The sequence below is a fragment of the Streptomyces sp. NPDC057424 genome (assembly GCF_042803315.1).
Taxonomy (GTDB): Bacteria; Actinomycetota; Actinomycetes; order Streptomycetales; family Streptomycetaceae; genus Streptomyces.
In genome coordinates this window covers 1-22,346 of record NZ_JBHVCP010000056.1, presented here as the reverse complement: position 1 = coordinate 22,346, position 22,346 = coordinate 1, and the positions used below count along the sequence as shown (strand labels likewise).

The window sequence follows — 22,346 nt, the reverse complement described above, 5'->3', positions numbered from 1 at the left end:
GGTTGCACTCGGGCTTTCGGCCGGTGCGGCGAGTGGGGGTCCCCCCTGCTCGAAGAGCTTGGGGGAGCGTGCCGGGCGTCGCGACGGGGCGAACGTTGCCTGACGCGGCACTAGTGAACATCCCGCCGCTGTCGGCCGGGACGTGCGGGCCGGCGTACGTCGGCCCGCTGACGGCCGGCCTATGAGCGGTGGCCCCGCCCCAGGGTGTCCTCCAGCCAGTCGAAGACGAGCTCGCAGTGCTGCTGCGGCGCCATCGGCGAGCAGTGCAGCTGTGCACCGGTGGCCGCCGTCAGCAGCTGGAAATCCTTGGGGGCGCGCAGCAGTTCGTACAACGCGCGCGGCTGGCCGGGGTAGAACTGCTCGTCCTCGTAGTCCAGCACGAGCGTGGGGCACTTGATACGGCCCACGACCTTGGTGATGTCGAGCGCCATGATCCGTTGGGCCGGTGTCCAGAAGTCGGTGAAGATCCGGCCCCGACGGGCGGCCAGCATCGCGGGGATCGAGAACGGCTCGACCCGCTTCTTGATCGTGCCCGCTTCCTCCGGGCTCAGCTCGGGGACGACCTCTTCGTTCCAGATGCGGTTCGTCTCCGCCTTGTCGGGGCTCACGATGCTCCGGAGCTCCGGCGGAAAACCCAGCCACGGCGAGAGCACTCCCGGCATCGCGGCCAGCGCTGCGATCCTGCGTTCGAAGGCCGCTGCGCGCGGTGCGAGGTCGCCGCCCATCGACAGCCCGGTCAGGGCGATGCGCCGCTCGTCGACGTCCCCGCGGCGCTCCAGCCAGTCCACCAGAGGAGAGACGACCCGCTCCCAGCGAGGGGTGAAGACGACCTGGTCGACGAAGAGCAGCTGGCCCTGGCCCGGTCCGTCGTACACGAGCGCGTTCCAACCGCGGGCGAGGGCTGCGGAGACCCCGTACGTCCACATGTCGACGTTCTGGCCGTCGCTGCCGTTGGTGAGGATGACGGTCGGCCTGGCCCTGCCGGAGGTATCGGGGCGGAAGAACCAGACAGGGATCGACGTCCCGCCCTCGTACGGGACCTGATCGGTGATCGCTGCCGGTGTGCACAGCCGGGCGAACGTGTCCCAGGAGCGGCGCCCGGCGAGGTAGAGCTCTTCCTCGTCGCCGGGGGTGTCCGAGCCGAGCACGAAGAACAGCGCCTGGTCGTAGTACTGGGCCGCCCGCAGCGAGCGGGAGCGCCGGGTCTGCGGATGCCGGGTCGCGGTGGCCGTCAGCCGGTCCCCCCAGCGCCGGAACTCCTCGGTGAAGGTCTGCTGGTCCGCCCCCGCCGCGTTGACCGCGTTGACCGCGGTCAGGACCTCGCCGACCTCGCTCGAGCCGAACCCGGCGCCGCCCAGGGCCAGCAGCGCGGCGAAGTTGAGCGCGGGGTCCGTGAACAGCTGCATGGCTCCGGGCGTCGGCGACGCGCCCGGGGTCGTGGACGACGGGCTGGACGCGGCCGGCCCACGGGCTCCGGCGGGTACCAGCGCGGACGCCGTCGGCGCCGAGGCCACAAGGGCCGCTCCGGCTCCGGCCGCCAGGCCTGCGAGCGCCCCCCGTCGGGTAGGCCTCGCCGCTGTCTCTGAGGATGCGTTCGTCATGCCCGGACACGCTAGGAGCCTGCGTCGCCCGGGCCGCCGCGCCACTCCCACCGGTCCTCCGAACGGCCCGCCCCAACGCCGGGGCGAGCGGCAGGCTGCCGTGCCCGGCGACGGACCGGTGGGGCAACAGCCGGGCTGACTGCGCTGTAGGCGGTTCCCTGCGAGGCCTGCCCACGGAGGATGGGGCACCTCCCGTGCTCGAAGGGCTACGGGGAAGCGCCGTGCCAGGGCACACGAGCCCGGCAAGATCGGCCGGACGGGGGCCTGGGGGGGGCTTCTGATGGATCTCCGTGGAAGAAGGAGCGGCGTTCGGTGGGTGTTCTCGGCGTGCCGGGCGGAAGGCCTTGACGGGGGTGCCCCCGCTCGAGCGAAGCCGAGAGTGGGGGAGGAGCTACTGGGCCTCTTGCCCGGTGCGGCGAGTGGGGTCCCCCCTGCTCGAAGAGCTTGGGGGGCGTGCCGGGGGGCGCGACGCCGCGGAGATCCAGCGGAGATCCATCAGAAGCCCCCCAGCGGCCGGGCACAAGAGAAAGCGGGACCGGACGGACCCCCCGGCCCTCCAGTCCCGCTTCTGTTGCTCCCCCGTTGTGCTCCCCCGAGTCCCCCACTCTCCTGCGGAGACGCCCCCCAGCGCCTCTACAGTTCCCCCGTGGGCCCCCTTTTTGTGGTGCTCCCCCCCCGAACCTTCAGGCGACGAGCTCGCCGAAGGCGTCCTCCTCGTCACGGCCGAAGCTGAGGACCTCGTCCTCGCGCAGCCGGCGGAGCGACCGCCAGATGCTGGACTTCACCGTGCCGACACTGATGTCGAGGATCTCCGCGATCTCCGGATCCGTGCGGCCCTCGTAGTAGCGCAGGACCAGCATGGTGCGCTGGAGTTCGGGCAGCCGGGCCAGCGCCTGCCACAGGACCGCGCGCAGCTCGGTGCCGCGCATCGCGTCCGTGTCACCGGGCGTCTCCGGCAGTTCCTCGGTCGGGTACTCGTTGAGCTTGCGGCGCCGCCAGGCGCTGATGTGCAGGTTGGTCATGGTGCGGCGGAGGTATCCGCCGACCGCCGCCTTGTCACTGATCCGGTCCCACGCCCGGTAGGTCGAGAACAGCGCGCTCTGCAGCAGGTCCTCGGCCTCGAAACGGTCACCGGTGAGGTGGTAGGCGGTCGCGTACAGGGAGGCGCGGCGCTCCTGGACGTAGGCGGTAAACGCCGCTTCGGCATCTACGGTCTCCGCCGGCGAACGGCGCTCCCCCGAGCCCTCCCCGTACGCTGCTCCCCCGACGGTGCCCGTGGCGGCTGCCGCCGCGGACCCCTTGTTGATCTCCCCCGTAGGTGCGTCAACCACCGTCATGAACGCGGTGTGCTGACGCCCGGTGCCGCGAGCGCACCCCCGCCCTCCCCCACGCTCGAATCCGCTCGCGCGGGAGGGGCCCCCATCGGCACCGGACTTCTCGGCACCCCGGTGCACGTCGTGCAGACGCGTGACAACCGCGCTGGTGCTGATGCCGTGCAGCGTGTTCATCTCGCGCCCCCCGTCGTGGACTTCCGGTGTGCGGCCCGCCGGCTGGGGCGGGCTTCCTTGCCTGTGCCGAAAAGCTTGCCGCGGCACTTTCATGGCCGTGTCCGCCGACTGTCACAGACCTGTCACAGGGGTCGGTCACAGGTCGGCCACGGGGTCGTACACACACGTCGGCGGTACCAGGCGCATCGACTGGGCCCCACAGGTCGAACCCCGAGCCCTCCATGGGCCAGAATGAGCGCGTGCCTTCCCTGTTGCTGATCGAGGACGACGACGCCATCCGGACGGCCCTGGAGCTCTCACTGACGCGCCAGGGTCACCGCGTGGCGACCGCTGCCAGCGGTGAGGACGGTCTGAAGCTCCTGCGCGAGCAGCGGCCGGATCTGATCGTGCTGGACGTGATGCTGCCCGGCATCGACGGGTTCGAGGTGTGCCGTCGCATCCGGCGCACGGACCAGTTGCCGATCATCCTGCTGACCGCGCGCAACGACGACATCGACGTGGTCGTCGGGCTGGAGTCCGGCGCCGACGACTACGTCGTGAAACCGGTGCAGGGGCGCGTGCTCGACGCCCGGATCCGGGCCGTGCTGCGGCGCGGCGAGCGGGAGTCGAACGACGCGGCGAGCTTCGGCAGCCTCGTCATCGACCGCTCGGCGATGACCGTGACGAAGAACGGCGAGGACCTCCAGCTCACGCCGACCGAGCTGCGGCTGCTGCTGGAGCTGAGCCGGCGGCCGGGCCAGGCACTGTCCCGGCAGCAACTGCTGCGGCTGGTGTGGGAGCACGACTACCTGGGCGACTCGCGGCTCGTGGACGCGTGTGTCCAGCGGCTGCGCGCCAAAGTCGAGGACGTGCCGTCGTCCCCGACGCTGATCCGCACCGTGCGGGGTGTCGGCTACCGGCTGGACGCGCCTCAGTGACCCAGGCGCACCAAGGGGGGACCCGCGGCTGGACCGGGGCGCGCAAGGGAGTTCTGTCGCGGCTGCGCTTCACGAGCCTGCGGCTGCGACTGGTCGTCGTCTTCGGCCTGGTGGCGCTGACGGCCGCCGTGTCGGCGTCCGCGATCGCCTACTGGCTCAACCGCGAGGCCGTGCTCACCCGTACCCAGGACGCCGTGCTGCGGGACTTCGAGCAGGAGATGCAGAACCGGGCGGGCGCGCTGCCCGAGCGCCCGACGCAGGACGAGCTGCAGCACACCGCGGGCCAGATGGCGGGCAGCGACCAGCGCTTCAGCGTGCTGCTGGTCGGCCGCGACGCCGAGGGCAGGACCGTCTACGGCAGCTCCGGCGGGCTGAACGGCTTCTCGTCGCGCGACGTGCCGGTCTCGCTGCGCACGGCGGTCAACAAGACGCAGAAGCTCGACGGGACCAACAAGCACCCGCACCACCTGTACTGGCAGCGGATCGTCGACCACGACACGCCGTACCTGGTGGCCGGCACGCGGGTCATCGGCGGCGGTCCGACCGGGTACATGCTCAAGTCGTTGGAGCCGGAGGCCAAGGACCTCAACTCGCTGGCCTGGTCGCTGGGCATCGCCACGGGGCTCGCGCTGATCGGCTCGGCGCTGCTCGCGCAGGCCGCGGCGACGACCGTGCTGAAGCCGGTGCAGCGACTCGGGGCGGCCGCGCGGCGGCTCGGCGAGGGCAAGCTGGACACCCGGCTCAGGGTGTCGGGAACCGATGAACTCGCCGACCTGTCACGGACGTTCAACAACGCGGCCGAGGCACTGGAGAAACGGGTCGCCGACATGGCCGCACGCGACGAGGCGTCCCGGCGGTTCGTGGCGGACATGAGCCACGAGCTGCGGACGCCGCTCACCGCGATCACCGCCGTGACGGAGGTGCTCGAGGAGGAGCTGGAAGCGGAGACCGGCAGCATGGACCCGATGATCGAGCCCGCCGTCCGGCTGGTGGTCAGCGAGACGCGGCGGCTGAACGACCTGGTCGAGAACCTGATGGAGGTCACCCGCTTCGACGCGGGCACCGCCCGGCTCGTCCTGGACGACGTCGACCTCGCCGACCAGATCACCGCCTGCATCGACGCCCGCGCCTGGCTGGACGCGGTCGAGCTGGACGCCGAGCGGGGCCTGCACGCCCGCCTGGATCCGCGCCGCCTGGACGTCATCCTGGCCAACCTCATCGGCAACGCGCTCAAGCACGGCGGCTCCCCGGTGCGGGTGTCCGTGCGCGAGGCGGACGACTCGATCGTCATCGAGGTGCAGGACAACGGGCCCGGCATCCCGGAGGACGTCCTGCCGCACGTCTTCGACCGCTTCTACAAGGCCAGCGCCTCCCGGCCGCGTTCCGAGGGCAGCGGCCTGGGGCTGTCCATCGCGCTGGAGAACGCCCACATCCACGGGGGCGAGATCACCGCGGCCAACTCGCCCGACTCGGGCGCGGTGTTCACCCTGCGGCTCCCGCGCGGCACGTCCCCCGCGGAGGACCAGCCCGCCGAGGACGAGCAGAAGCCCGGGAGCGACACCGCCCGGCTCCAGGGCGAGGACTCGAAGGGGGACGCATGACGACCGCACGTCTCGCGGCCGTGTCTCGTGCGCTGGCCGTCCCGGCGCTCGCCGTGCTGCTGGCCGGCTGCGGGATCCGGGCCACGGAGGTGCCGACGAACTTCGGGCCCGCGCCCTCGCGGGTGCAGTGCTCGCTCGCCGAGCCGGACGTCTCCACGCAGGCCGCCCGGGGGCTGCCGGTGCAGGTGTTCCTGCTCTGCGGGTCCTCGCTGGTGACCGTCGACCGGACCGTGCGGGTGCCGGAGGGCGCGGCCGACTCCGAGCGACGCATCCTCGTCGCGCAGGGCCTGCTGGACCAGCTCGCCACACCGACGTCGACCGCCGAGAAGGAAGCCGGTTACAGCACGGACGTCCGCGACGGCATCACCGTCGGCGGGCCGCGCCCCGGCGACCCGGACGACACGCTGCGGCTGAGCACGGCACCGGTCGGCCTCACCTCGTACGCCCTCGCGCAGGTCGTCTGCACCTTCTCCGACTCCGCGGCGGCCGAGGGCGACGGCTCGGTGGTCCTGGGCGGCCCCGGGGCCGGGGCCCCGCGCCGCTACGAGTGCACCGACGAGGTGCGGGCCCGGCCGGGGAGCACGGAACCCCCGTCGAAGGACGTGGCCGGGGAGTGATCCGCCCGGGCTGTGGCGCATGCCTCACAGGCCTACCCGGGCCCATCCCGGAACCGATCCTGCCGGAGGCCGCGTCTAGGGGGGCGTGCAGCGTCAAGGCTCCATCGGCGGCAGCGCCGCGATCCGCATCCGTGTGACAGGGGGTGTCCTCCTCGTCGCCCACCTCGCGTTCGTCGCCTGGTTCACGCTGCGGCCGCTGGACGTGCCCTGGGTGATGCCCGCCAATCTGCGGCCGTTCGCCGGCATCCGGGCCGACCTCGCCCTGGGCTGGCCCGCGGCGGCCCGCCGGATCGGTGAGGGGCTGGCCCTGCTCGCCCCGCTGGGTGTACTGCTGCCGCTGGCCGGCGGCAGGCTGGTCGTCTCGCCGCTGGCGTCCCTGCTGCGCACCGTCGCGGCCGCCGCCCTGCTGTCGTGGGGCATCGAACTGCTGCAGACCGGCGTGCCCGGTCAGGTGGTCGACGTCGACTCGCTGTTCCTGAACACCGCGGGCGTGGCCCTCGCGCACCTCGCGCTGGTCCCGGTGGGCCGCTCCTGGCTGCGCCGCCGCACCACCGCCCGCCCGCTCCACACGCCCCTGCCCCCGGAGGAGCCGGCTCAGGGTCGGACCCCGACGATTCCCAGGGTCGGGATCGCCCCGTGGAGCGACGCTTTGCCCCCTTCGTCTCCGTAGCGTGGAGCGCAGATGGGGTACTCGGACGAGAGGCCTCACCCACCCTGACGAAGGAGTCGCACATGTCCCGCCTCGCCCGCCCCACCCACGGCCGCATGATCGGCGGAGTGTGCGCCGCGCTGGCACGGCGCTTCGGCACCTCCGCGACCACGATGCGAGTGATCTTCCTGATCTCGTGCCTGCTGCCCGGCCCGCAGTTCCTGCTGTACATCGCGCTGTGGATCGTGCTGCCCTCGGAGGACAAGACGCCCGGCAAGACCCAGACGGCCTGGTAAGACCGTGCGCGAGAACGCCGATGGGGCGCACCCCGTGCGGGTGCGCCCCATCGGCATGGGTGGCCGCCTCGGCGGGAGGCTCAGCCGACCGGCACGCCGTTCACCGGCAGGCCGTGCGTGGGCAGCCCCTGCACCGGCAGCCCGCCCAGCAGCTTGGCGGCCGGGCCCGTCGGGCCCTTGGCGAGCAGCTGCTCGGCGACCGGCTGCGCGGCGGCCAGACCGGCACCGGCCGCCGTCTGCCCCTGCCCCAGCGCCTCACCCGAGCCCGGAAGCGTCTGGGAGAGCTGCTCCGCCGGGAGCGCCGCGGTGACGGTCTCCAGCGTCTGGGCGGTGTCCGGGAGGGCCGGGGCGGCGTTGGCGGCACCCGCACCGGCGGCGGCGAAGGCGGCACCGAGAGCGGCGACACCGAGGGACTTGGCAGCAGACTGCTTCATGAAATGCGTCCTCGTAACGGGATGAGGGAGTGGGGAGCGGTCCAGTGACCGTAAACACCCGGCGCCACCCGCCGCAAACATCGAAATGCGGACGGATTGTGAACGCTGCCCGAACCCACTGGGCGCCGAATACGCCCGGATCAGCCCTCCGAATCGGAAGAACCGCTGGTGGAAGCGGTCTGACGGAACAGCCATTCGGATTTCAGCTCGGCATATCCGGGCTTGATGACGTCATTGATCATGGCCAGTCGTTCATCGAAAGGAATGAACGCTGATTTCATCGCATTGACGGAGAACCACTGCATGTCGTCGAGCGTGTATCCGAATGCCTCGACGAGATGCTCGAATTCGCGGCTCATGCTGGTGTGGGACATCAGGCGGTTGTCCGTGTTGACCGTGGCGCGGAAGTGCAGCCGGCGCAGCAGCCCGATGGGGTGCTCGGCGTACGAGGCGGCGGCGCCGGTCTGGAGATTGGAGCTCGGGCACAGCTCCAGCGGGATGCGCTTGTCCCGGACGTAGGAGGCGAGCCGCCCGAGCTCGACGCGGCCGTCCTCGTGGACCTGGATGTCGTCGATGATCCGCACACCGTGCCCGAGCCGGTCGGCGCCGCACCACTGCAGGGCCTGCCAGATGGAGGGCAGCCCGAAGGCCTCGCCCGCGTGGATGGTGAAGTGGTTGTTCTCGCGCTTGAGGTACTCGAAGGCGTCGAGGTGCCGGGTGGGCGGGTAGCCGGCCTCGGCTCCCGCGATGTCGAAACCCACCACTCCCAGATCGCGGTGGCGGTTGGCGAGTTCGGCGATCTCCAGGGCGCGGGCCGCGTGCCGCATGGCGGTGAGCAGCGCGCCGACGCGGATGCGCAGGCCGTTCTCCCGTGCGCGCCGCTCCCCTTCCCGGAAGCCCTCGTTGACGGCCTCGACGACCTCCTCGAGGCGGAGGCCGCCCTCCAGGTGCTGCTCGGGGGCGTAGCGCACCTCGGCGTAGACGACGCCGTCCCCGGCCAGGTCCTCGACGCACTCGGCGGCGACCCGGACCAGGGCGTCGCGGGTCTGCATGACGCCGACGGTGTGGGAGAACGTCTCCAGGTACCGTTCCAGGGAACCGGAGTCGGCGGCCTCGCGGAACCAGACGCCGAGCTTCTCCGGGTCGGTGTCGGGGAGCTGCGAGTAGCCGCTCTCGCGGGCGAGTTCGACGATCGTGCCGGGGCGCAGACCGCCGTCGAGGTGGTCGTGCAGCAGAACCTTGGGCGCCCGGCGGATCTGGTCCGGTGTCGGGGTGTTCGCGATGGTCTGGCTCGTCATTTCCGCACTCTAACTCCTACGCGCGTAGATGGCGCGTTCCCGGTTGCTCGACGTTTTCGTCGATACGTAACGGTGACCCCGAGGACGGGTCGGGTACACCCGCGCTTCTGACACTGTTCTGTCATGGCACACCAAGCGACGCCGGTTCGCAGGGCCCGGCTGGGCAGGGCACTCGGTCCGGAGCCGACGGCGGTGAGCGGCGCGGTGCTGCTGCTCCCCGGCGGCGACGAGGTCTCCGGCCGCAGACCGTCGCCCATGCTGGCGACCGCCTCCATGCGCGGCGTCGGGCGCCGCCTGGCCCGCGCGGGCCGGGACGAGGGTCTCGCCGCGCACGTGGTGCACTACCGCTACCGCGGGTGGAACGGCAGCGAGGCCAATCTCGCGCAGGACGCGACCTGGGCGGCCGACGAGATCGTACGGCGGTACGGCGACGTCCCCGTCTGCCTCGTCGGCCTGGGGATGGGCGGCCGGGCGGGACTGCGGGCCGGGGGCCACGAGGCCGTCAACTCCGTTCTGGCGCTCGCCCCTTGGCTGCCGGAGGAGGACGTCGCGACGCCACCCGAACCGGTGAAGCAGCTGGCCGGGCGCCAGGTGCTGATCGTGCACGGCACGAACGACGGACGGACGGATCCCGAGCTGTCGTTCCGGCTGGCGGCGCGGGCGAAGAAGGCGAACCGGGACGTGTGCCGGTTCGAAGTGCACGCGGACGGACACGGGTTGCATCAGTACCGGGACGAAGTCCTGGCGCTGGCGGAGGACTTCGTGATGGGGGCGCTGTTCGGACGGGCGGTGTCGCGTCCCGTACGGGACGCGTTCGCCGCGCCGCCGCCGCTGGGGCTGCGGATGCCGCTCGCCGCGGGGTTCAGTCCTTCGCGGCGGTAGCGCCGTTCGGGTCGCCGTGACGTCCGGAGTGCCGGATGCGTGCGGTCGCTCGCGCCCACGCGGCGGAGCCGCACATCGACACTGCCCCGCGCCCCCGGGCTCAGGGCAGCAGATTGCCCCTCCTGGAGAGCAGGAACTTCTTGAAGGCCGCCACCGGGGGTGTGTCCGGGTGGCCTTCCAGCCAGGCCACGCCGATCTCGCGGGCCGCCCGCGGGGCCGTGACCGTCAGTTCCACCACCCCTGGACGGGGAACGGCGGGTGGTGGCAGGAGGGCCACTCCCAGGCCCGCCGCCACCAGGCCCCGCAGGGTCTCCGCCTCCTCCCCCTCGAAGGCGATGCGGGGCTTGAAGCCGGCCTCCTTGCAGAGGTCGTCGGTGATGCGGCGCAGACCGTAGCCGGGTTCCAGGGTGACGAAGGTTTCGTCGGCCGCCTCGGCGAGGCGGATACGGCGGCGGCCCGCGAGGGAGTGGTCGGCGGGGACGACCAGCCGCAGCTTCTGCTCGTCCAGGCGGCGGGCCACCAGGTCGGGGGCGTCCGGCACCGGGGACGTCAGGCACAGGTCGAGCTCGCCGGCGCGCAGGCGTTCCAGCATGGCCTCGCCGTAGTTCTGGACGAGGCTGAAGCGGACGCGCGGGTGGTCGGCCCGGAAGGCGTGCAGGAGGCCCGGGACGGTCTCGGCGCCCATGGTGTGCAGGAAGCCGAAGGCGACCTTGCCGGTGGTCGGGTCGGCGTCGGCGCGCACCTCCTCGGCGGCGCGCTCGACCTCGGCCAGGGCGCGTTCGACGGAGGTGAGGAAGGTGCGGCCGGCCGGGGTGAGGGAGACCGTGCGGCCGTGCCGGGCGAACAGGTCGACGCCGAGGTCCTGCTCCAGGCGGGCCATGGACCGGGACAGGGTCGACTGGGGCACGTTCATCTCCTGGGCGGCGCGGGTGACGTGCTCGGTGCGGGCGACGCCCGCGAAGTACGCGAGGCGCGGCGCCAGCACCTTCGACATCTCTGCCCTGTCTTCTGTGTCACTGCTTGGTGACAGGCGACCCTGTGAGCTCGGTTGATGCACCATGGGAACGATTATGACCGTTCCGTGCATTGGACGGATGAATACGGCGTCCGTAGGTTCGAGGCATGTCTCCCGCCAGTACCGGGGCGTCCACCGTCGTGGGCGCCGATGTCTCTGTTCCTGCTGCCGACTCACGTGTGTCCCCGGGCGGCCCCGGCTACCGCCGGATGAGCTTCGCCCTCTTCCTCGCGGGTGTCGCGACCTTCGCGCTGCTGTACTCCACGCAGGCGCTGCTCCCGCTGATCTCCGGCGAGTTCGGGGTGGCGGCGAGCGACGCGAGCTGGACGGTGGCCGCCGCGACGGGCGGGCTGGCGCTGTTCGTGCTGCCGATGAGCGCCCTGTCGGAGCGCTTCGGACGCCGTGCGGTGATGACCGCCTCGCTGGCCGTGGCCGTCACGCTCGGGCTGCTGGTACCGCTGGCCCCCTCCCTCGGCATGCTGATCGCGCTGCGGGCGCTGCAGGGCGCCGCCCTGGCCGGGCTGCCGGCGTCGGCGACCGCGTATCTCGCGGAGGAGGTCAGCCCCAGGGCGCTGGTCACCGCGATCGGGCTGTTCGTCGCGGGCAACAGCGTGGGCGGGATGAGCGGCCGGGTCATCACCGGCTGGGTCGCGCAGGAGTGGGGCTGGCGGGTCGCCGTCGGTGTCATCGGCGTGATCGCGGTGGCGTGTGCGGTGGCCTTCCGGCTGCTGCTCCCCGCCCCGAAGCACTTCAGGGCCGGTTCGCTGCGGCCGCGCGTCCTGGCCCGCACGGTCCGCGACCACCTGTCCGACCCGCTGCTGTGCCGGCTGTACGCGATCGGCGCGCTGTTCATGACGGTGTTCGGCGGCGTGTACACGGTCATCGGCTACCGGCTGACCGAGGCTCCGTTCTCGCTGCCGCAGGGCATCATCGGCTCGATCTTCCTGGTGTACCTGGTCGGTACGGTGTCGGCGTCGACGGCGGGCCGGCTGGTCGGCCGGCTGGGCCGCCGGGGCGCGCTGTACGCGGCGGGCGGCACGACGACGGCCGGCCTGCTGCTGTCCCTGGCGGGCTCCCTCCCGCTGGTCCTGCTGGGCCTGGTCCTCATCACGGGTGGCTTCTTCGCGGGCCACGCGGTCGCCTCCTCGGCGGTCAGCAAGACGGCCGCGCACGGCCGCGCCCAGGCCTCGGCGCTGTACCAGTCGGCGTACTACATCGGCTCCAGCGCGGGCAGCACGGTCGGCGCGATCGCCTTCCACACGGGCGGCTGGGCCGGGACGGTCGGGGTCGGGCTCCTCGCGGTCGTGGGTGTCGTGACGATCACCGTCTTCGGAACGCGGGCGGCGCGGCTGCAGCGCCACCGGCTGGCCACCGCTGCCTGATTCCTGCTGACGATCCCCCTGGCCGGGGCCGGTTGTCAGTGGGTGCGGATAACGTCCGCGCCGACTGATCACCGAACCGGGCAGGGGGATTTTCCATGGAGTTCCGGGTGGACCGTACCGAGTTCGCCGACGCCGTGGGCCGGGCGGCACGCGCGCTGCCCGGACGGACGCCGGTGCCGGTGCTGGGCGGGCTGCTGCTGGAGGCGGACGGGGGGCGGCTGGCCGTGACGGGGTTCGACTTCGAGGCGGCGGTCCGGGTGGAGGCCGAAGCGGAGGTCACGGCTCCCGGGCGGGTGCTCGTCCCGGGGCGGCGGCTGCTGGACGTCTGCCGGGTACTGCCGGACGGGCCGGTGGGCTGCGTCCTGGAGGCCTCGCGGTTCACGGTGGAGGCGGACGGCACGCGCTTCGGGCTGTCGACGCTGCCGCTCGCCGAGTACCCGTCCCTGCCCACGCCGCCCGCGGCCTACGGCACCGTCGACGCCGCCGCCTTCGCGACCGCCGTCGCCCAGGTGACGGTCGCCGCCGGACGCGACGACACGCTGCCCCTGCTGACGGGCGTCCAGCTGCGCCTCGACGGCGGGGAGATGACCCTCGCGGCCTCGGACCGCTACCGGTACGCGGTGCGGCGGCTGGGATGGAAACCGGAGGCCGCCGCCGACGACCGGGTCGTGGAGGCCCTGCTGCCCGCGCGGCGGCTGCTGGACGTGGCGCGGTCGCTGGGGCGTGGCGGGGACGTGCGGATCGGGTGGGAGCCGGGCGGCGGACTGGTCGGCTTCGAGTGCGGGCGGACACGGACCGCGCTGCGGCTGCTGGACGGGCGGCTGCCGTCGTACACGTCCCTGTTCACCATGGCGGGGGCCGCGGTCGCCGAGGTGGAGCGCGAGGGACTCGCGGAGGCGGTGCGGCGGGTCGCGGTGGTGGCGGAGGCGAACAGCCCGGTGCGGCTGGACTTCTCGGCCGACGGATCCGTACGGCTGCGCGCCGGTTACGGGGACGACGTGGCGGCCCAGCGGCTGCCCGCGACGCTGAGCGGCGCCGACGAGATGCCGGTGGCGTTCAGCCCGGCCTACCTGCTGGACGCGCTGACGTCCTTCGAGAGCCCGCGCGTACGCCTGGAACTGCTCGGGGCGGGGCAGCGGGCACTGCTGCACGCCGTGGCGGGCGACGGGGACACGGGTGCGGCCGCGGCGGCCGGGGAGCACCGGCATCTGCTCATGTCGGTCAGGGAGCTCGTGTGAAGGCCCGCGGACCTGTCGCATCCGGCCTGGAGCACCTGCTTCCACCTGCGCCTTTGTGCGCTCGAGGGGCCGTTGTCAGTGGGCTGCGGTAGCTTCCGAAGTGCTGGGGCGCAAAGGCGCGTGAACAGAACTTCCGCAGGGGTGGGTGGAGATGGCGAACGGCACGGCGACACCGACGGACCTGGACATCAGGCTGGAGGCACACCGGACCGAGCTGACGGGGTACTGCTACCGGATGCTCGGCTCCTCCTTCGAGGCCGAGGACGCGGTGCAGGACACGATGGTCCGCGCCTGGCGCAGCTACGCCACGTTCGAGGGCCGCTCCAGCCTGCGCTCCTGGCTCTACCGCATCGCGACCAACGTGTGCCTGGACATGCTGACCGCGGGCAACAAACGCGCCCGGCCCATGGACCTCACCGAGTCCACGCCGCTCGCCCGGGCCGCCCTCTCCCCCCGACCGGACAACACCTGGCTGGAGCCCATGCCGGACGCCCGTGTGCTGCCCACGACCGGTGACCCGGCGGAGGCGGCGATCGCCAGGGAGTCCGTGCGGCTCGCCTTCATGGCCGCCCTGCAGCAGCTCCCGGCCAAGCAGCGGGCCGTGCTGATCCTTCGCGAGGTCCTGGCCTGGAAGGCCAGTGAGGTCGCCGAGCTGCTGGACACCTCGGTGGCGTCGGTCAACAGCGCCCTCCAGCGGGCCCGCGCGACCCTGGCCGAGCGGCAGGAACCGGGCGCCGACGCGGCCGTCTCCGACCCGCTGGACGAGGACCAGCAGAAGCTGCTGGACCGCTACGTGGCGGCCTTCGAGGGCTACGACATGACGGCGCTGACGGCCCTGCTGCACGAGGACGCGGTCATGACGATGCCGCCGTTCGACCTGTGGCTGACCGGCACGCGGGACATCACCGGCTTCATGACCACCCTCGGCGCGCCCTGCGCGGGCTCCCGCCTGGTGCCCGTCCAGGTCAACGGCCTGCCGGGGTTCGCCCAGTACAAGCCCGACCCCGAGAAGGGCGGCTTCACGCCGTGGGCGGTCCAGGTACTGGAGATCTCAGACGGCCGGATCACCGGGTTCCACTGCTTCCTCGACACCCAGCGCTGGTTCCCGCTCTTCGACCTCCCCCTCCACCTCGAAGCGGAGACCGACCAGGTCGAGCAGGGCGCGTAGGGCGGGGTCGGGGTCGCGCAGCCGGATCCGGCCCCCGGCCCGGCGGGCGGCCAGCTGGAGTCTCGCCAGCAGGTCGACGGCGGCGAGCCCCGACGGCCCCAGGCCCGCGACATCGCACACCACGACCCGGGCACCGCTGCCGTGCAGCAGTGCCCGGACATCGTCGCTGAGCCCTCTCGCCTCGTCCCGGGTGACAGGGCCGGGCAGTACGAGCACGGGCGGTGTCATGGCGTCCACGATCGGTAGACCGGGCGGGCGGCCGTAACTCATCGCGTCTGTCCGTCCTGCCGGCGCCGCGAGGATCACATGGAGAGGATTGCAGTCCTCGGGCGCGCGTCCGTCTCCTGCCAGATCCGGACGGGGGCGTCCCACTCGTGGCCGTCGGCCGTCGAGTGGTCGACGGTGAGTGCGCTCATGACGGTTTCCCCCATCGGTGCGTCACCGATCCCAGCACGCCGAACGGGACTGGTGCGGGTCCACCAGTCCCGTTCGTCCGAATGAGGAAACCCCAGGTCAGGCGATACGTTCCAGCACGACCGGCGACGCGGTGAAGTCCGTGCCGGGGGCCGCCACGTCGTAGGAGCCCTCGATCGACTGGAGCGCGTACTCGAAGCGTTCCGGGGTGTCCGTGTGGAGGGTCAGCAGGGGCTGGCCCTCGGTGACCTGGTCGCCCGGCTTGGCGTGCATCTCGATGCCCGCGCCCGCCTGGACCGGGTCCTCCTTGCGGGCCCGTCCCGCGCCGAGGCGCCAGGCCGCGACGCCGATGTCGTAAGCGTCGAGGCGGGTGAGGACGCCCGAGGCCGGGGCCTTGATCACGTGCTGTTCGCGAGCCACCGGAAGCGCCGCGTCCGGGTCGCCGCCCTGGGCCGTGATCATGCGGCGCCAGACGTCCATCGCCGAGCCGTCGGCCAGGGCCTTCGCCGGGTCGGCGTCCCTGACGCCGGCCGCGTCGAGCATCTCGCGGGCCAGGGCGACCGTCAGCTCGACCACGTCCGCCGGGCCGCCGCCCGCCAGGACCTCCACCGACTCGCGGACCTCCAGGGCGTTGCCGGCCGTGAGGCCGAGGGGCGTGGACATGTCCGTGAGGAGCGCGACCGTCTTCACGCCGTGGTCCGTGCCCAGGCCGACCATCGTGGAGGCCAGTTCGCGGGCGTCCTCCAGCGTCCGCATGAAGGCGCCCGTGCCGACCTTCACGTCCAGGACCAGGGAGCCCGTGCCCTCGGCGATCTTCTTCGACATGATCGAGGAGGCGATCAGCGGGATCGCCTCGACGGTGCCGGTGACGTCCCGGAGGGCGTAGAGCTTCTTGTCGGCGGGGGCCAGGCCGTCGCCCGCCGCGCAGATCACCGCGCCGGTGCCGTCCAGGACGGACAGCATCTCCTCGTTGGAGAGCAGAGCGCGCCAGCCGGGGATCGACTCCAGCTTGTCCAGGGTGCCGCCGGTGTGGCCGAGGCCCCGGCCCGACAGCTGGGGGACGGCCGCGCCGCAGGCGGCGACCAGGGGGGCCAGCGGGAGCGTGATCTTGTCGCCGACGCCGCCCGTGGAGTGCTTGTCGGCGGTCGGGCGGGACAGCGACGAGAAGTCCATGCGCTCGCCGGAGGCGATCATCGCGGCCGTCCAGCGGGCGATCTCGCGGCGGTTCATGCCGTTGAGCAGGATGGCCATCGCGAGGGAGGACATCTGCTCGTCGGCGACCTCCCCGCGGGTGTACGCGTCGATGACCCAGTCGATCTGCTCGTCGCTGAGCTCGCCGCGGTCCCGCTTGGTGCGGATGACGGAGATGGCGTCCATGGCCATGGCGTGGATTCCTTCCGAGGGTTCCAGAAACCGTACGGCCCCCCTGAGCCGGTCGCGTGAGCAACTCAGGGGGGCCGCACGGGGATTACTTGGTGAGGTGCTCCGGGCCGAAAGCCTGGGGCAGCATCTCCGACAGCGGCAGGATGCCCGCCGGGGTCTCCAGCAGGAGGTCCGGGCCGCCGAACTCGTGGAGCAGCTGGCGGCAGCGGCCGCACGGGACCAGCGTGGCGCCGTCGCGGTCGACGCAGGTGAAGTGCGTCAGCCGGCCGCCGCCGGTGTTGTGCAGCTCGGAGACCAGGCCGCACTCGGCGCACAGGCCGAGCCCGTACGAGGCGTTCTCGACGTTGCAGCCGGAGATGATCCGGCCGTCGTCGACGAGGGCGGCCACGCCGACCGGGTAACCGGAGTACGGGGCGTAAGCCCGGGACATGGCGTCCCGGGCCACGGCGCGCAGCTTCTCCCAGTCGACGGCCGGGCCGGCGTCGGTCACTTGCCCTGCCCCTTCCGGTACTGCATGCCGTTCGCCCTCGGCATCCGCAGACGCTGGGCGGACAGCGCGAGGACCACCAGGGTGATGACGTACGGCGTGGCGGAGACGACCTGGTTCGGGACCTCGTCGGTGGTGGCGTACCAGGCGAACACCAGGGCGCCCAGGACCAGGGTGACCACGGCCGGGACGTACTTCTTGCGGACCACCAGCCAGATGGCGCCGATGACCAGCAGCAGCGCGCCGAGCAGGAGCAGGGCGTGCACGTTGGCGGAGCCGCCGCGCAGGTTGAGGCTGTCGGTGTAGCCGAACAGGCCCGCGCCGAGGGCGAGGCCGCCCGGCATCCAGTTGCCGAAGATCATCGCCGCGAGGCCGATGAAGCCGCGGCCGCTGACCTGGCCCTCCAGGTAGAAGGGGTTGGCCACGATGGACAGGAAGACACCGCCGAGGCCGGCCAGACCGCCGGAGATGACGACGGCGATGTACTTGTACTTGTAGACGTTGACGCCGAGGGACTCGGCGGCGACCGGGTTCTCACCGCAGGAGCGCAGCCGCAGACCGAAGGCCGTGCGCCACAGGATCCACCAGGTGGCGGGGATCAGCCCGATGGCGATCAGGGTCAGCCAGGAGACGTCGGTGACCAGGCCGCCGAGCAGGCCGGCGATGTCGGAGACGAAGAACCAGCCCTGGTCGTTGAGGTCCCTGAGCGCGTCGGACAGGCCCGGCACGGTGAAGTTGCCGAGGGATTCCACCGCCGGGGACTGCTTGGCGGAGCCGCCCGTGTGGCCCTCGAAGGCTAGGGGCGCGAGGTAGCGGGTGGCGCCGAGGGCGAGGATGTTGATGGCCACACCGGAGACGATGTGGTTGACGTTGAAGGTGACGGTGACGAAGGCGTGCAGCAGACCGCCGATCGCGCCGCCGGCGATGCCGACCAGGACACCGGTCCACGGGCCCCACTGGAAGCCGGCCCAGGCGCCGAACCAGGTGCCGAGGATCATCATGCCCTCGAGGCCGATGTTGATCACGCCCGCGCGCTCGGCCCACAGACCGCCGAGACCGGCGAGGCCGATCGGCACGGCGAGCTGGAGCGCGGTGGACATCTGGCTGACGTTGGTGATGCCGTTGGCGCCGGTGATGAGGCGGACCATCGAGGTGAGCGCCAGTCCGCCGGCGATGATGAGCAGCAGGACGGGCCACGACAGGCGGCGGCCGGTCGGCGCCGCGGGCTGCAGCGTGGGCTGGTTGACGTCGGTCGCGGTGGTCATCGGCCAGCCACCTCCTTCGTGTTCTGAGCGCCGAGGACGTGACCGGCGGCGAGTTCGGCGCCGACGCGGCGCTGCTGGCGGCGCAGCCCCCATTCGCGGACGGCCTCGTAGGAGACGACGACCGAGAGCACGATCAGGCCCTGCATGATGACCGCGATCTCCTTGTCGTAGCCGTGGAAGTCCAGCTCGGGCGAGGCCTTGTCGAGCCAGGCCCACAGCAGGGCGGCGAAGGCGATGCCCACGGGGCTGTTGCGGCCCAGCAGGGCGATGCCGATGCCGAGGAAGCCGATACCGGTGGGGAAGTTCAGGCTGTAGGTGTGGGTGTCGCCGAGCAGGATCGGCAGGCCGGCGAGGCCCGCGATGCCGCCGGAGATCAGCATGGCGCTGAGCACCATGCGCCCCGGGTCCACGCCGCTGGCCGCGGCGGCGGTCTGCGACGCGCCGGAGGCGCGCAGGTCGAAGCCGAAGCGGGTGCGGTTGAGGACGACCCAGTAGCCGATGCCGAGCAGGACGGCGAGCACCACCAGGCCGTAGATCTCGCCGGCCGCGCCCATGGGGATGCCGGGGATCCAGCCGGACTCGGACATCTCGCCGGTGGTGTTGTTGTTGCCGACCTTCACACCGAAGACGGTCGGCAGCCACAGGTAGGCGATCACGGAGGTGGCGACCGCGTTGAGCATGATCGTGGCGACGACCTCGCTGACGCCGCGCGTGACCTTGAGGACACCGGCGATACCGGACCAGAAGGCGCCGGTGAGGACGGCCGTCAGGAGCAGCAGCGGGACCTGCAGGACGGCCGGCAGGTTCATGTGGGCGCCGACGACGGCGGCCATCATGGCGCCGAGCTGGTACTGGCCGTCGACGCCGATGTTGAACAGGTTCATCCGGAAGCCGATGGCCACCGCGAGGGCCGCGATGTAGTACATCGAGGCCTGGTTGATGATCAGGACCTGGATGTCGGAGAAGCCCAGCTGCTCGAACATCAAGGCGAACGGCTCGAACGGGCTCTTGCCGGACGCGATCAGCACGATCGCGCTCAGGACGAAGGCCACGGCGAGCGCGATGACCGGCCCGGCCACCGCGAGGAGCACGCGCTCCTTGTCGAACTTCTTCATCAGCGGGCCTCGTCTTCCGGAGACTCGGGGGCGTCGGCCTTCGAGGTCTCGGGGGTGTCGTCGTGCTCGAGGTGCCCTGCGGCGGCACCGGTCATGGCCGAGCCGAGCTCCTCGGGGGTGATGGTGGCCGGGTCGGCGTCCGCGACCAGCTTGCCGTCGTAGATCACGCGCAGCGTGTCGGACAGGCCGATCAGCTCGTCCAGGTCGGCGGAGATCAGCAGCACGGCCAGGCCCTCGTGGCGGGCCTCGCGGATGTGGTCCCAGATGGCGGCCTGGGCGCCGACGTCCACGCCCCGGGTCGGGTGGGCGGCGATGAGGAAGCGCGGCTTGTGGCTCATCTCGCGGCCGACGATCAGCTTCTGCTGGTTGCCGCCGGACAGGGAGGCGGCGGTGACGTCGATGCCGGGGGTGCGCACGTCGTACGCCTCGACGATGCGGCGGGTGTCCTCCTGGGCGGCCTTCGGGTCCAGCCAGACGCCCTTGGCGAGGGGCTTCTCGGTGACGTGGCCGAGGATGCGGTTCTCCCAGAGGGGTGCCTCCAGGAGGAGGCCGTGGCGGTGCCGGTCCTCGGGGATGTAGCCGATGCCCTGCTCGCGGCGCCTGCGGGTGGGCCAGGCGGTGATCTCCTCGTCGGCGAGCCGGATGGTGCCGGAGTCGGCGTGCTTGAGGCCGATGAGGGCGTCGACCAGTTCGGTCTGGCCGTTGCCCTCGACTCCGGCGATGCCGAGGACCTCGCCCGCGTGGATGGTGAAGGTGATGTCGTCGAGGAGGGCCTTGCCGCCGGGGGCCGCCAGGCGCAGCTTGTCGACGCTGATGACCGGGCGGTCGGTGACGGTGGACTCGGCCGTCTCGGGCGTGGGCAGCTCGCTGCCGACCATCATCTCGGCGAGCTGGCGCGGAGTGGTCTCGGCGGGGACGGCCGTGCCGACGGTGGTGCCGCGGCGGATGACGGTGATCTCGTCGGCGACGGAGAGCACCTCGCCGAGCTTGTGCGAGATGAAGATGACCGACAGGCCCTCGGAGCGCAGTTCGCGCAGGTTGGCGAAGAGGGCGTCGACCTCCTGCGGGACGAGCACGGCGGTCGGCTCGTCCAGGATGAGGGTGGTGGCGCCGCGGTAGAGGACCTTGAGGATCTCCACGCGCTGGCGGGCGGCGACGCCGAGCTCCTCGACCAGGAGGTCGGGCTTGACGCCGAGGCCGTAGCGCTCGGAGAGGTCCTTGATCTTGCGGCGGGCCTTGGCGCCGATGCCGTGGAGCTTCTCGCTGCCGAGGACGACGTTCTCGAGGACCGTGAGGTTGTCGGCGAGCATGAAGTGCTGGTGGACCATGCCGATGCCGCGGACGATCGCGTCGGCCGGCGAGGAGAAGCTGACCTGCTCGCCGTTGACGGCGATGGTGCCCTCGTCCGGCTTCTGCATGCCGTAGAGGATCTTCATCAGCGTCGACTTGCCGGCGCCGTTCTCTCCGACGAGGGCGTGGACGGTGCCCTTGCGGACGCTGAGGTGGATGTCGTGGTTGGCCACGACACCGGGGAAACGCTTGGTGATCCCGGCGAGTTCGACGGCGGTCACCGATTCGTTGACCGCCGCTCCGGCCGGAGGGCTGCTGGACGCGTTGATGGCGCACTCTCCTGGGGACGGGGGCCGTCTACGCGCGTAGCGCCCCTACGGCATACAAAGGGGCCGACGCCCCGCGCCAACGGGGTACGAGGAGCAGCCTCCCCGCACCCCGTCGAGCGGACGTAACCCCGGGGGTTACCGCCTGCTTCGAGGCAGTCGCTCGTCAGCTGCTCTTGACCTTGATCTCGCCGCTGATGATCTTCTCCTTGGCCGTCTTGATGGCTGCCTGGAGCTCGGCGTCGTCCGCGAACTTCGGGTTGGAGTTCGACAGGCCCACCTCGCCGGTCTTCAGATCGCCACGAACGATACCGGTCTCGGGCTTGCCGTCCTCGACCGACTTCGCCAGGTTGTACACCGCCTTGGCGACGTCCTTCATCGCCGAGGTCAGGATGAAGTCCTTGTACTTGGCAAGGGCTTCCTGCTGGTACTGGTCGGAGTCGACACCGATGGCCCACACCTTCTTGGTGGCGGCGGCCTCGATCACACCCTGACCGGACAGGCCGGCGGCCGCGTAGACCACGTCGGCCTTCTTCTCGATCTGACCCTCAGCGGCCGTCTTGCCCTTGTCGGGGCTGGAGAAACCACCCTCCTCGGCCGTCTGGGTCAGGTACTGGGAAAGGACCTTGACCTTCGGGTTCGTGTCCTTGACGCCCTGCTCGAAGCCCGCCTGGAACTTGTGGATCAGCGGGATGTCCACACCGCCCACGAAGCCGACGACGTTCGACTTGGTGCTCTTGGCGGCGGCGACACCGGCCAGGTAGGAGGCCTGCTCCTCGCTGAAGACCAGGTCGGCGACGTTCTTGGTGTTGATCGTGGCGTCGTCGACGATGCCGAAGGTGGTGTCCGGGAACTTCTCCGCGGCACCCTTCACGGCCGAGGCGTACGCGTAGCCGACGCCGATGACCGGGTTGTAGCCCTGCTTGGCCAGCGAGGAGAGGCGCTGCTCCTTGTCGGCGCCCGTCTCGCCGTCGGTGGGCTCGACGTCGGCCGTCTGGTAGCCGAACTCCTTCTTCGCCTGCTCGAGGCCGGCGTAGGCCGCGTCGTTGAAGGACTGGTCACCCTTGCCGCCGACGTCGTACGCGATGGCGAGACCCTTGTCGCCCTTCGAGTCCGACGACCCGGAGGTCGAGGTGCTGCCGCAGGCGGAGAGCGCGAGGGCCAGGGAGGCGGTCGCTGCGCCTGCGACCGTGATCCGGGATATCCGGCGCATGTGTGGGTGCTCCTGTCGTACAACGAGGTCGCACAGCGCCGGGACGGTTCAGCTTCAGCGCTGGCTTCGCCGCAGATTAACGCGCGTAGACCTGCCTGAAAACCCCTTCTGTCCACCTTGTTATGCGCCCGTGGCCAAGCCATCACCGGCCCATGGCTCGCGTGTTGCCGACCGCAAACGGGGCGTGGCGCTGGGTGATCCGGCTTCCGGGAGGCCGGGACGCACGGAGCGGGCGGACACCTGGGGC

21 protein-coding genes are annotated in these 22,346 nt (G+C 71.6%); 9 read left to right on the top strand and 12 right to left on the bottom strand.

Features of this window, described 5'->3' with window-relative positions:
- Positions 1-179 precede the first annotated feature (179 nt).
- Together ACFU3E_RS31395 and ACFU3E_RS31390 are read right to left on the bottom strand one after the other, a co-directional pair.
- Positions 180-1,406 (bottom strand): alpha/beta hydrolase family protein, encoded by a 1,227-nt coding sequence (locus tag ACFU3E_RS31395; protein WP_384165832.1) that lies wholly within the window; start codon positions 1,404-1,406, stop codon positions 180-182.
- A gap of 878 nt (positions 1,407-2,284) precedes the next feature.
- Positions 2,285-3,109 carry a SigE family RNA polymerase sigma factor gene (locus ACFU3E_RS31390; protein ID WP_384165829.1) on the bottom strand — a complete coding sequence of 275 codons (825 nt, stop codon included), beginning with the start codon at positions 3,107-3,109 and terminating at the stop codon, positions 2,285-2,287.
- Between the two features lie 239 nt (positions 3,110-3,348).
- On the opposite strand from ACFU3E_RS31390, the gene afsQ1 reads away from it, so the two are divergent.
- The 5 genes from afsQ1 (at position 3,349) to ACFU3E_RS31365 (ending at position 7,189) form a co-directional block, all read left to right on the top strand.
- Entirely contained in the window at positions 3,349-4,026 is a 678-nt protein-coding gene (afsQ1, locus tag ACFU3E_RS31385) for a two-component system response regulator AfsQ1 (protein ID WP_097219620.1), read from the top strand.
- The gene (locus tag ACFU3E_RS31380; RefSeq protein WP_384165825.1) at positions 4,023-5,627 is read left to right on the top strand and encodes an ATP-binding protein; all 1,605 of its coding nucleotides are present in this window, start codon (positions 4,023-4,025) and stop codon (positions 5,625-5,627) included. The genes afsQ1 and ACFU3E_RS31380 overlap by 4 nt, the downstream gene beginning before the upstream one ends.
- Entirely contained in the window at positions 5,624-6,244 is a 621-nt protein-coding gene (locus tag ACFU3E_RS31375; protein WP_384165822.1) for a hypothetical protein, read from the top strand. Before ACFU3E_RS31380 ends, ACFU3E_RS31375 begins: the two co-directional genes overlap by 4 nt.
- An 85-nt stretch (positions 6,245-6,329) precedes the next feature.
- Positions 6,330-6,914 carry a VanZ family protein gene (locus ACFU3E_RS31370; protein WP_384165820.1) on the top strand — a complete coding sequence of 195 codons (585 nt, stop codon included), beginning with the start codon at positions 6,330-6,332 and terminating at the stop codon, positions 6,912-6,914.
- Between the two features lie 62 nt (positions 6,915-6,976).
- Positions 6,977-7,189 (top strand): PspC domain-containing protein, encoded by a 213-nt coding sequence (locus tag ACFU3E_RS31365; protein WP_384165817.1) that lies wholly within the window; start codon positions 6,977-6,979, stop codon positions 7,187-7,189.
- A gap of 80 nt (positions 7,190-7,269) precedes the next feature.
- Here ACFU3E_RS31365 and ACFU3E_RS31360 read toward each other — a convergent pair whose 3' ends face one another.
- Together ACFU3E_RS31360 and ACFU3E_RS31355 are read right to left on the bottom strand one after the other, a co-directional pair.
- Positions 7,270-7,623, bottom strand: coding sequence for an ATP-binding protein (locus tag ACFU3E_RS31360; RefSeq protein WP_384165814.1), 354 nt, complete (start codon positions 7,621-7,623; stop codon positions 7,270-7,272).
- A 140-nt stretch (positions 7,624-7,763) separates the two neighbouring features.
- Positions 7,764-8,921, bottom strand: coding sequence for an adenosine deaminase (locus ACFU3E_RS31355; protein WP_384165811.1), 1,158 nt, complete (start codon positions 8,919-8,921; stop codon positions 7,764-7,766).
- A gap of 123 nt (positions 8,922-9,044) precedes the next feature.
- Here ACFU3E_RS31355 and ACFU3E_RS31350 point away from each other — a divergent pair, with 123 nt between their 5' ends.
- On the top strand, positions 9,045-9,803 hold the full coding sequence (locus ACFU3E_RS31350; RefSeq protein WP_384165808.1) for an alpha/beta hydrolase: 759 nt from the start codon (positions 9,045-9,047) through the stop codon (positions 9,801-9,803).
- Positions 9,804-9,903: 100 nt separating this feature from the next.
- On the opposite strand, the gene ACFU3E_RS31345 is transcribed toward ACFU3E_RS31350, so the two are convergent.
- Complete coding sequence (locus ACFU3E_RS31345; RefSeq protein ID WP_384165805.1) at positions 9,904-10,863, bottom strand: LysR family transcriptional regulator; 960 nt, start codon at positions 10,861-10,863, stop codon at positions 9,904-9,906.
- Positions 10,864-10,925: 62 nt separating this feature from the next.
- Here ACFU3E_RS31345 and ACFU3E_RS31340 point away from each other — a divergent pair, with 62 nt between their 5' ends.
- The 3 genes from ACFU3E_RS31340 (at position 10,926) to ACFU3E_RS31330 (ending at position 14,606) form a co-directional block, all read left to right on the top strand.
- On the top strand, positions 10,926-12,200 hold the full coding sequence (locus tag ACFU3E_RS31340; RefSeq protein WP_384165802.1) for an MFS transporter: 1,275 nt from the start codon (positions 10,926-10,928) through the stop codon (positions 12,198-12,200).
- Between the two features lie 95 nt (positions 12,201-12,295).
- Positions 12,296-13,438, top strand: coding sequence for a DNA polymerase III subunit beta (dnaN, locus tag ACFU3E_RS31335; protein WP_384165799.1), 1,143 nt, complete (start codon positions 12,296-12,298; stop codon positions 13,436-13,438).
- Positions 13,439-13,589: 151 nt separating this feature from the next.
- Positions 13,590-14,606: a sigma-70 family RNA polymerase sigma factor gene (locus ACFU3E_RS31330; RefSeq protein ID WP_384165796.1), complete on the top strand. Its 1,017-nt coding sequence runs from the start codon at positions 13,590-13,592 to the stop codon at positions 14,604-14,606.
- On the opposite strand, the gene ACFU3E_RS31325 is transcribed toward ACFU3E_RS31330, so the two are convergent.
- From ACFU3E_RS31325 to ACFU3E_RS31295, 7 genes are all read right to left on the bottom strand, one after another.
- A complete protein-coding gene (locus tag ACFU3E_RS31325) occupies positions 14,490-14,876 on the bottom strand; it encodes an STAS domain-containing protein (protein ID WP_384165793.1) in 387 nt (128 codons plus the stop codon). The genes ACFU3E_RS31330 and ACFU3E_RS31325 overlap by 117 nt on opposite strands.
- A gap of 243 nt (positions 14,877-15,119) precedes the next feature.
- Positions 15,120-16,403: a thymidine phosphorylase gene (locus tag ACFU3E_RS31320; protein WP_384165790.1), complete on the bottom strand. Its 1,284-nt coding sequence runs from the start codon at positions 16,401-16,403 to the stop codon at positions 15,120-15,122.
- Between the two features lie 85 nt (positions 16,404-16,488).
- Complete coding sequence (locus ACFU3E_RS31315; RefSeq protein WP_384165787.1) at positions 16,489-16,893, bottom strand: cytidine deaminase; 405 nt, start codon at positions 16,891-16,893, stop codon at positions 16,489-16,491.
- Positions 16,890-18,155: an ABC transporter permease gene (locus ACFU3E_RS31310; RefSeq protein ID WP_384165784.1), complete on the bottom strand. Its 1,266-nt coding sequence runs from the start codon at positions 18,153-18,155 to the stop codon at positions 16,890-16,892. Before ACFU3E_RS31310 ends, ACFU3E_RS31315 begins: the two co-directional genes overlap by 4 nt.
- The gene (locus ACFU3E_RS31305; protein ID WP_384165780.1) at positions 18,152-19,270 is read right to left on the bottom strand and encodes an ABC transporter permease; all 1,119 of its coding nucleotides are present in this window, start codon (positions 19,268-19,270) and stop codon (positions 18,152-18,154) included. The genes ACFU3E_RS31310 and ACFU3E_RS31305 overlap by 4 nt, the downstream gene beginning before the upstream one ends.
- Positions 19,270-20,841, bottom strand: a complete 1,572-nt coding sequence (locus ACFU3E_RS31300; protein ID WP_384165777.1) for an ABC transporter ATP-binding protein — start codon at positions 20,839-20,841, stop codon at positions 19,270-19,272. The genes ACFU3E_RS31305 and ACFU3E_RS31300 overlap by 1 nt, the downstream gene beginning before the upstream one ends.
- Positions 20,842-21,052: 211 nt before the next feature.
- On the bottom strand, positions 21,053-22,099 hold the full coding sequence (locus ACFU3E_RS31295) for a BMP family protein (protein ID WP_384165774.1): 1,047 nt from the start codon (positions 22,097-22,099) through the stop codon (positions 21,053-21,055).
- Between the last annotated feature and the right edge of the window lie 247 nt (positions 22,100-22,346).

What these genes read in the sequence shown, in the direction of transcription:
- ACFU3E_RS31350 (WP_384165808.1), top strand. Translation starts at nt 9,045, where the DNA reads ATGGCACACCAAGCGACGCCGGTTCGCAGGGCCCGGCTGGGCAGGGCA.
- ACFU3E_RS31295 (WP_384165774.1), bottom strand. Translation starts at nt 22,099, where the DNA reads ATGCGCCGGATATCCCGGATCACGGTCGCAGGCGCAGCGACCGCCTCC.
- ACFU3E_RS31305 (WP_384165780.1), bottom strand. Translation starts at nt 19,270, where the DNA reads ATGAAGAAGTTCGACAAGGAGCGCGTGCTCCTCGCGGTGGCCGGGCCG.
- ACFU3E_RS31330 (WP_384165796.1), top strand. Translation starts at nt 13,590, where the DNA reads ATGGCGAACGGCACGGCGACACCGACGGACCTGGACATCAGGCTGGAG.
- ACFU3E_RS31395 (WP_384165832.1), bottom strand. Translation starts at nt 1,406, where the DNA reads ATGCAGCTGTTCACGGACCCCGCGCTCAACTTCGCCGCGCTGCTGGCC.
- ACFU3E_RS31390 (WP_384165829.1), bottom strand. Translation starts at nt 3,109, where the DNA reads ATGAACACGCTGCACGGCATCAGCACCAGCGCGGTTGTCACGCGTCTG.
- ACFU3E_RS31325 (WP_384165793.1), bottom strand. Translation starts at nt 14,876, where the DNA reads ATGAGTTACGGCCGCCCGCCCGGTCTACCGATCGTGGACGCCATGACA.
- ACFU3E_RS31345 (WP_384165805.1), bottom strand. Translation starts at nt 10,863, where the DNA reads ATGGTGCATCAACCGAGCTCACAGGGTCGCCTGTCACCAAGCAGTGAC.
- ACFU3E_RS31320 (WP_384165790.1), bottom strand. Translation starts at nt 16,403, where the DNA reads ATGGCCATGGACGCCATCTCCGTCATCCGCACCAAGCGGGACCGCGGC.
- ACFU3E_RS31355 (WP_384165811.1), bottom strand. Translation starts at nt 8,921, where the DNA reads ATGACGAGCCAGACCATCGCGAACACCCCGACACCGGACCAGATCCGC.
- ACFU3E_RS31340 (WP_384165802.1), top strand. Translation starts at nt 10,926, where the DNA reads ATGTCTCCCGCCAGTACCGGGGCGTCCACCGTCGTGGGCGCCGATGTC.
- ACFU3E_RS31360 (WP_384165814.1), bottom strand. Translation starts at nt 7,623, where the DNA reads ATGAAGCAGTCTGCTGCCAAGTCCCTCGGTGTCGCCGCTCTCGGTGCC.
- ACFU3E_RS31365 (WP_384165817.1), top strand. Translation starts at nt 6,977, where the DNA reads ATGTCCCGCCTCGCCCGCCCCACCCACGGCCGCATGATCGGCGGAGTG.
- dnaN (WP_384165799.1), top strand. Translation starts at nt 12,296, where the DNA reads ATGGAGTTCCGGGTGGACCGTACCGAGTTCGCCGACGCCGTGGGCCGG.
- ACFU3E_RS31310 (WP_384165784.1), bottom strand. Translation starts at nt 18,155, where the DNA reads ATGACCACCGCGACCGACGTCAACCAGCCCACGCTGCAGCCCGCGGCG.
- ACFU3E_RS31375 (WP_384165822.1), top strand. Translation starts at nt 5,624, where the DNA reads ATGACGACCGCACGTCTCGCGGCCGTGTCTCGTGCGCTGGCCGTCCCG.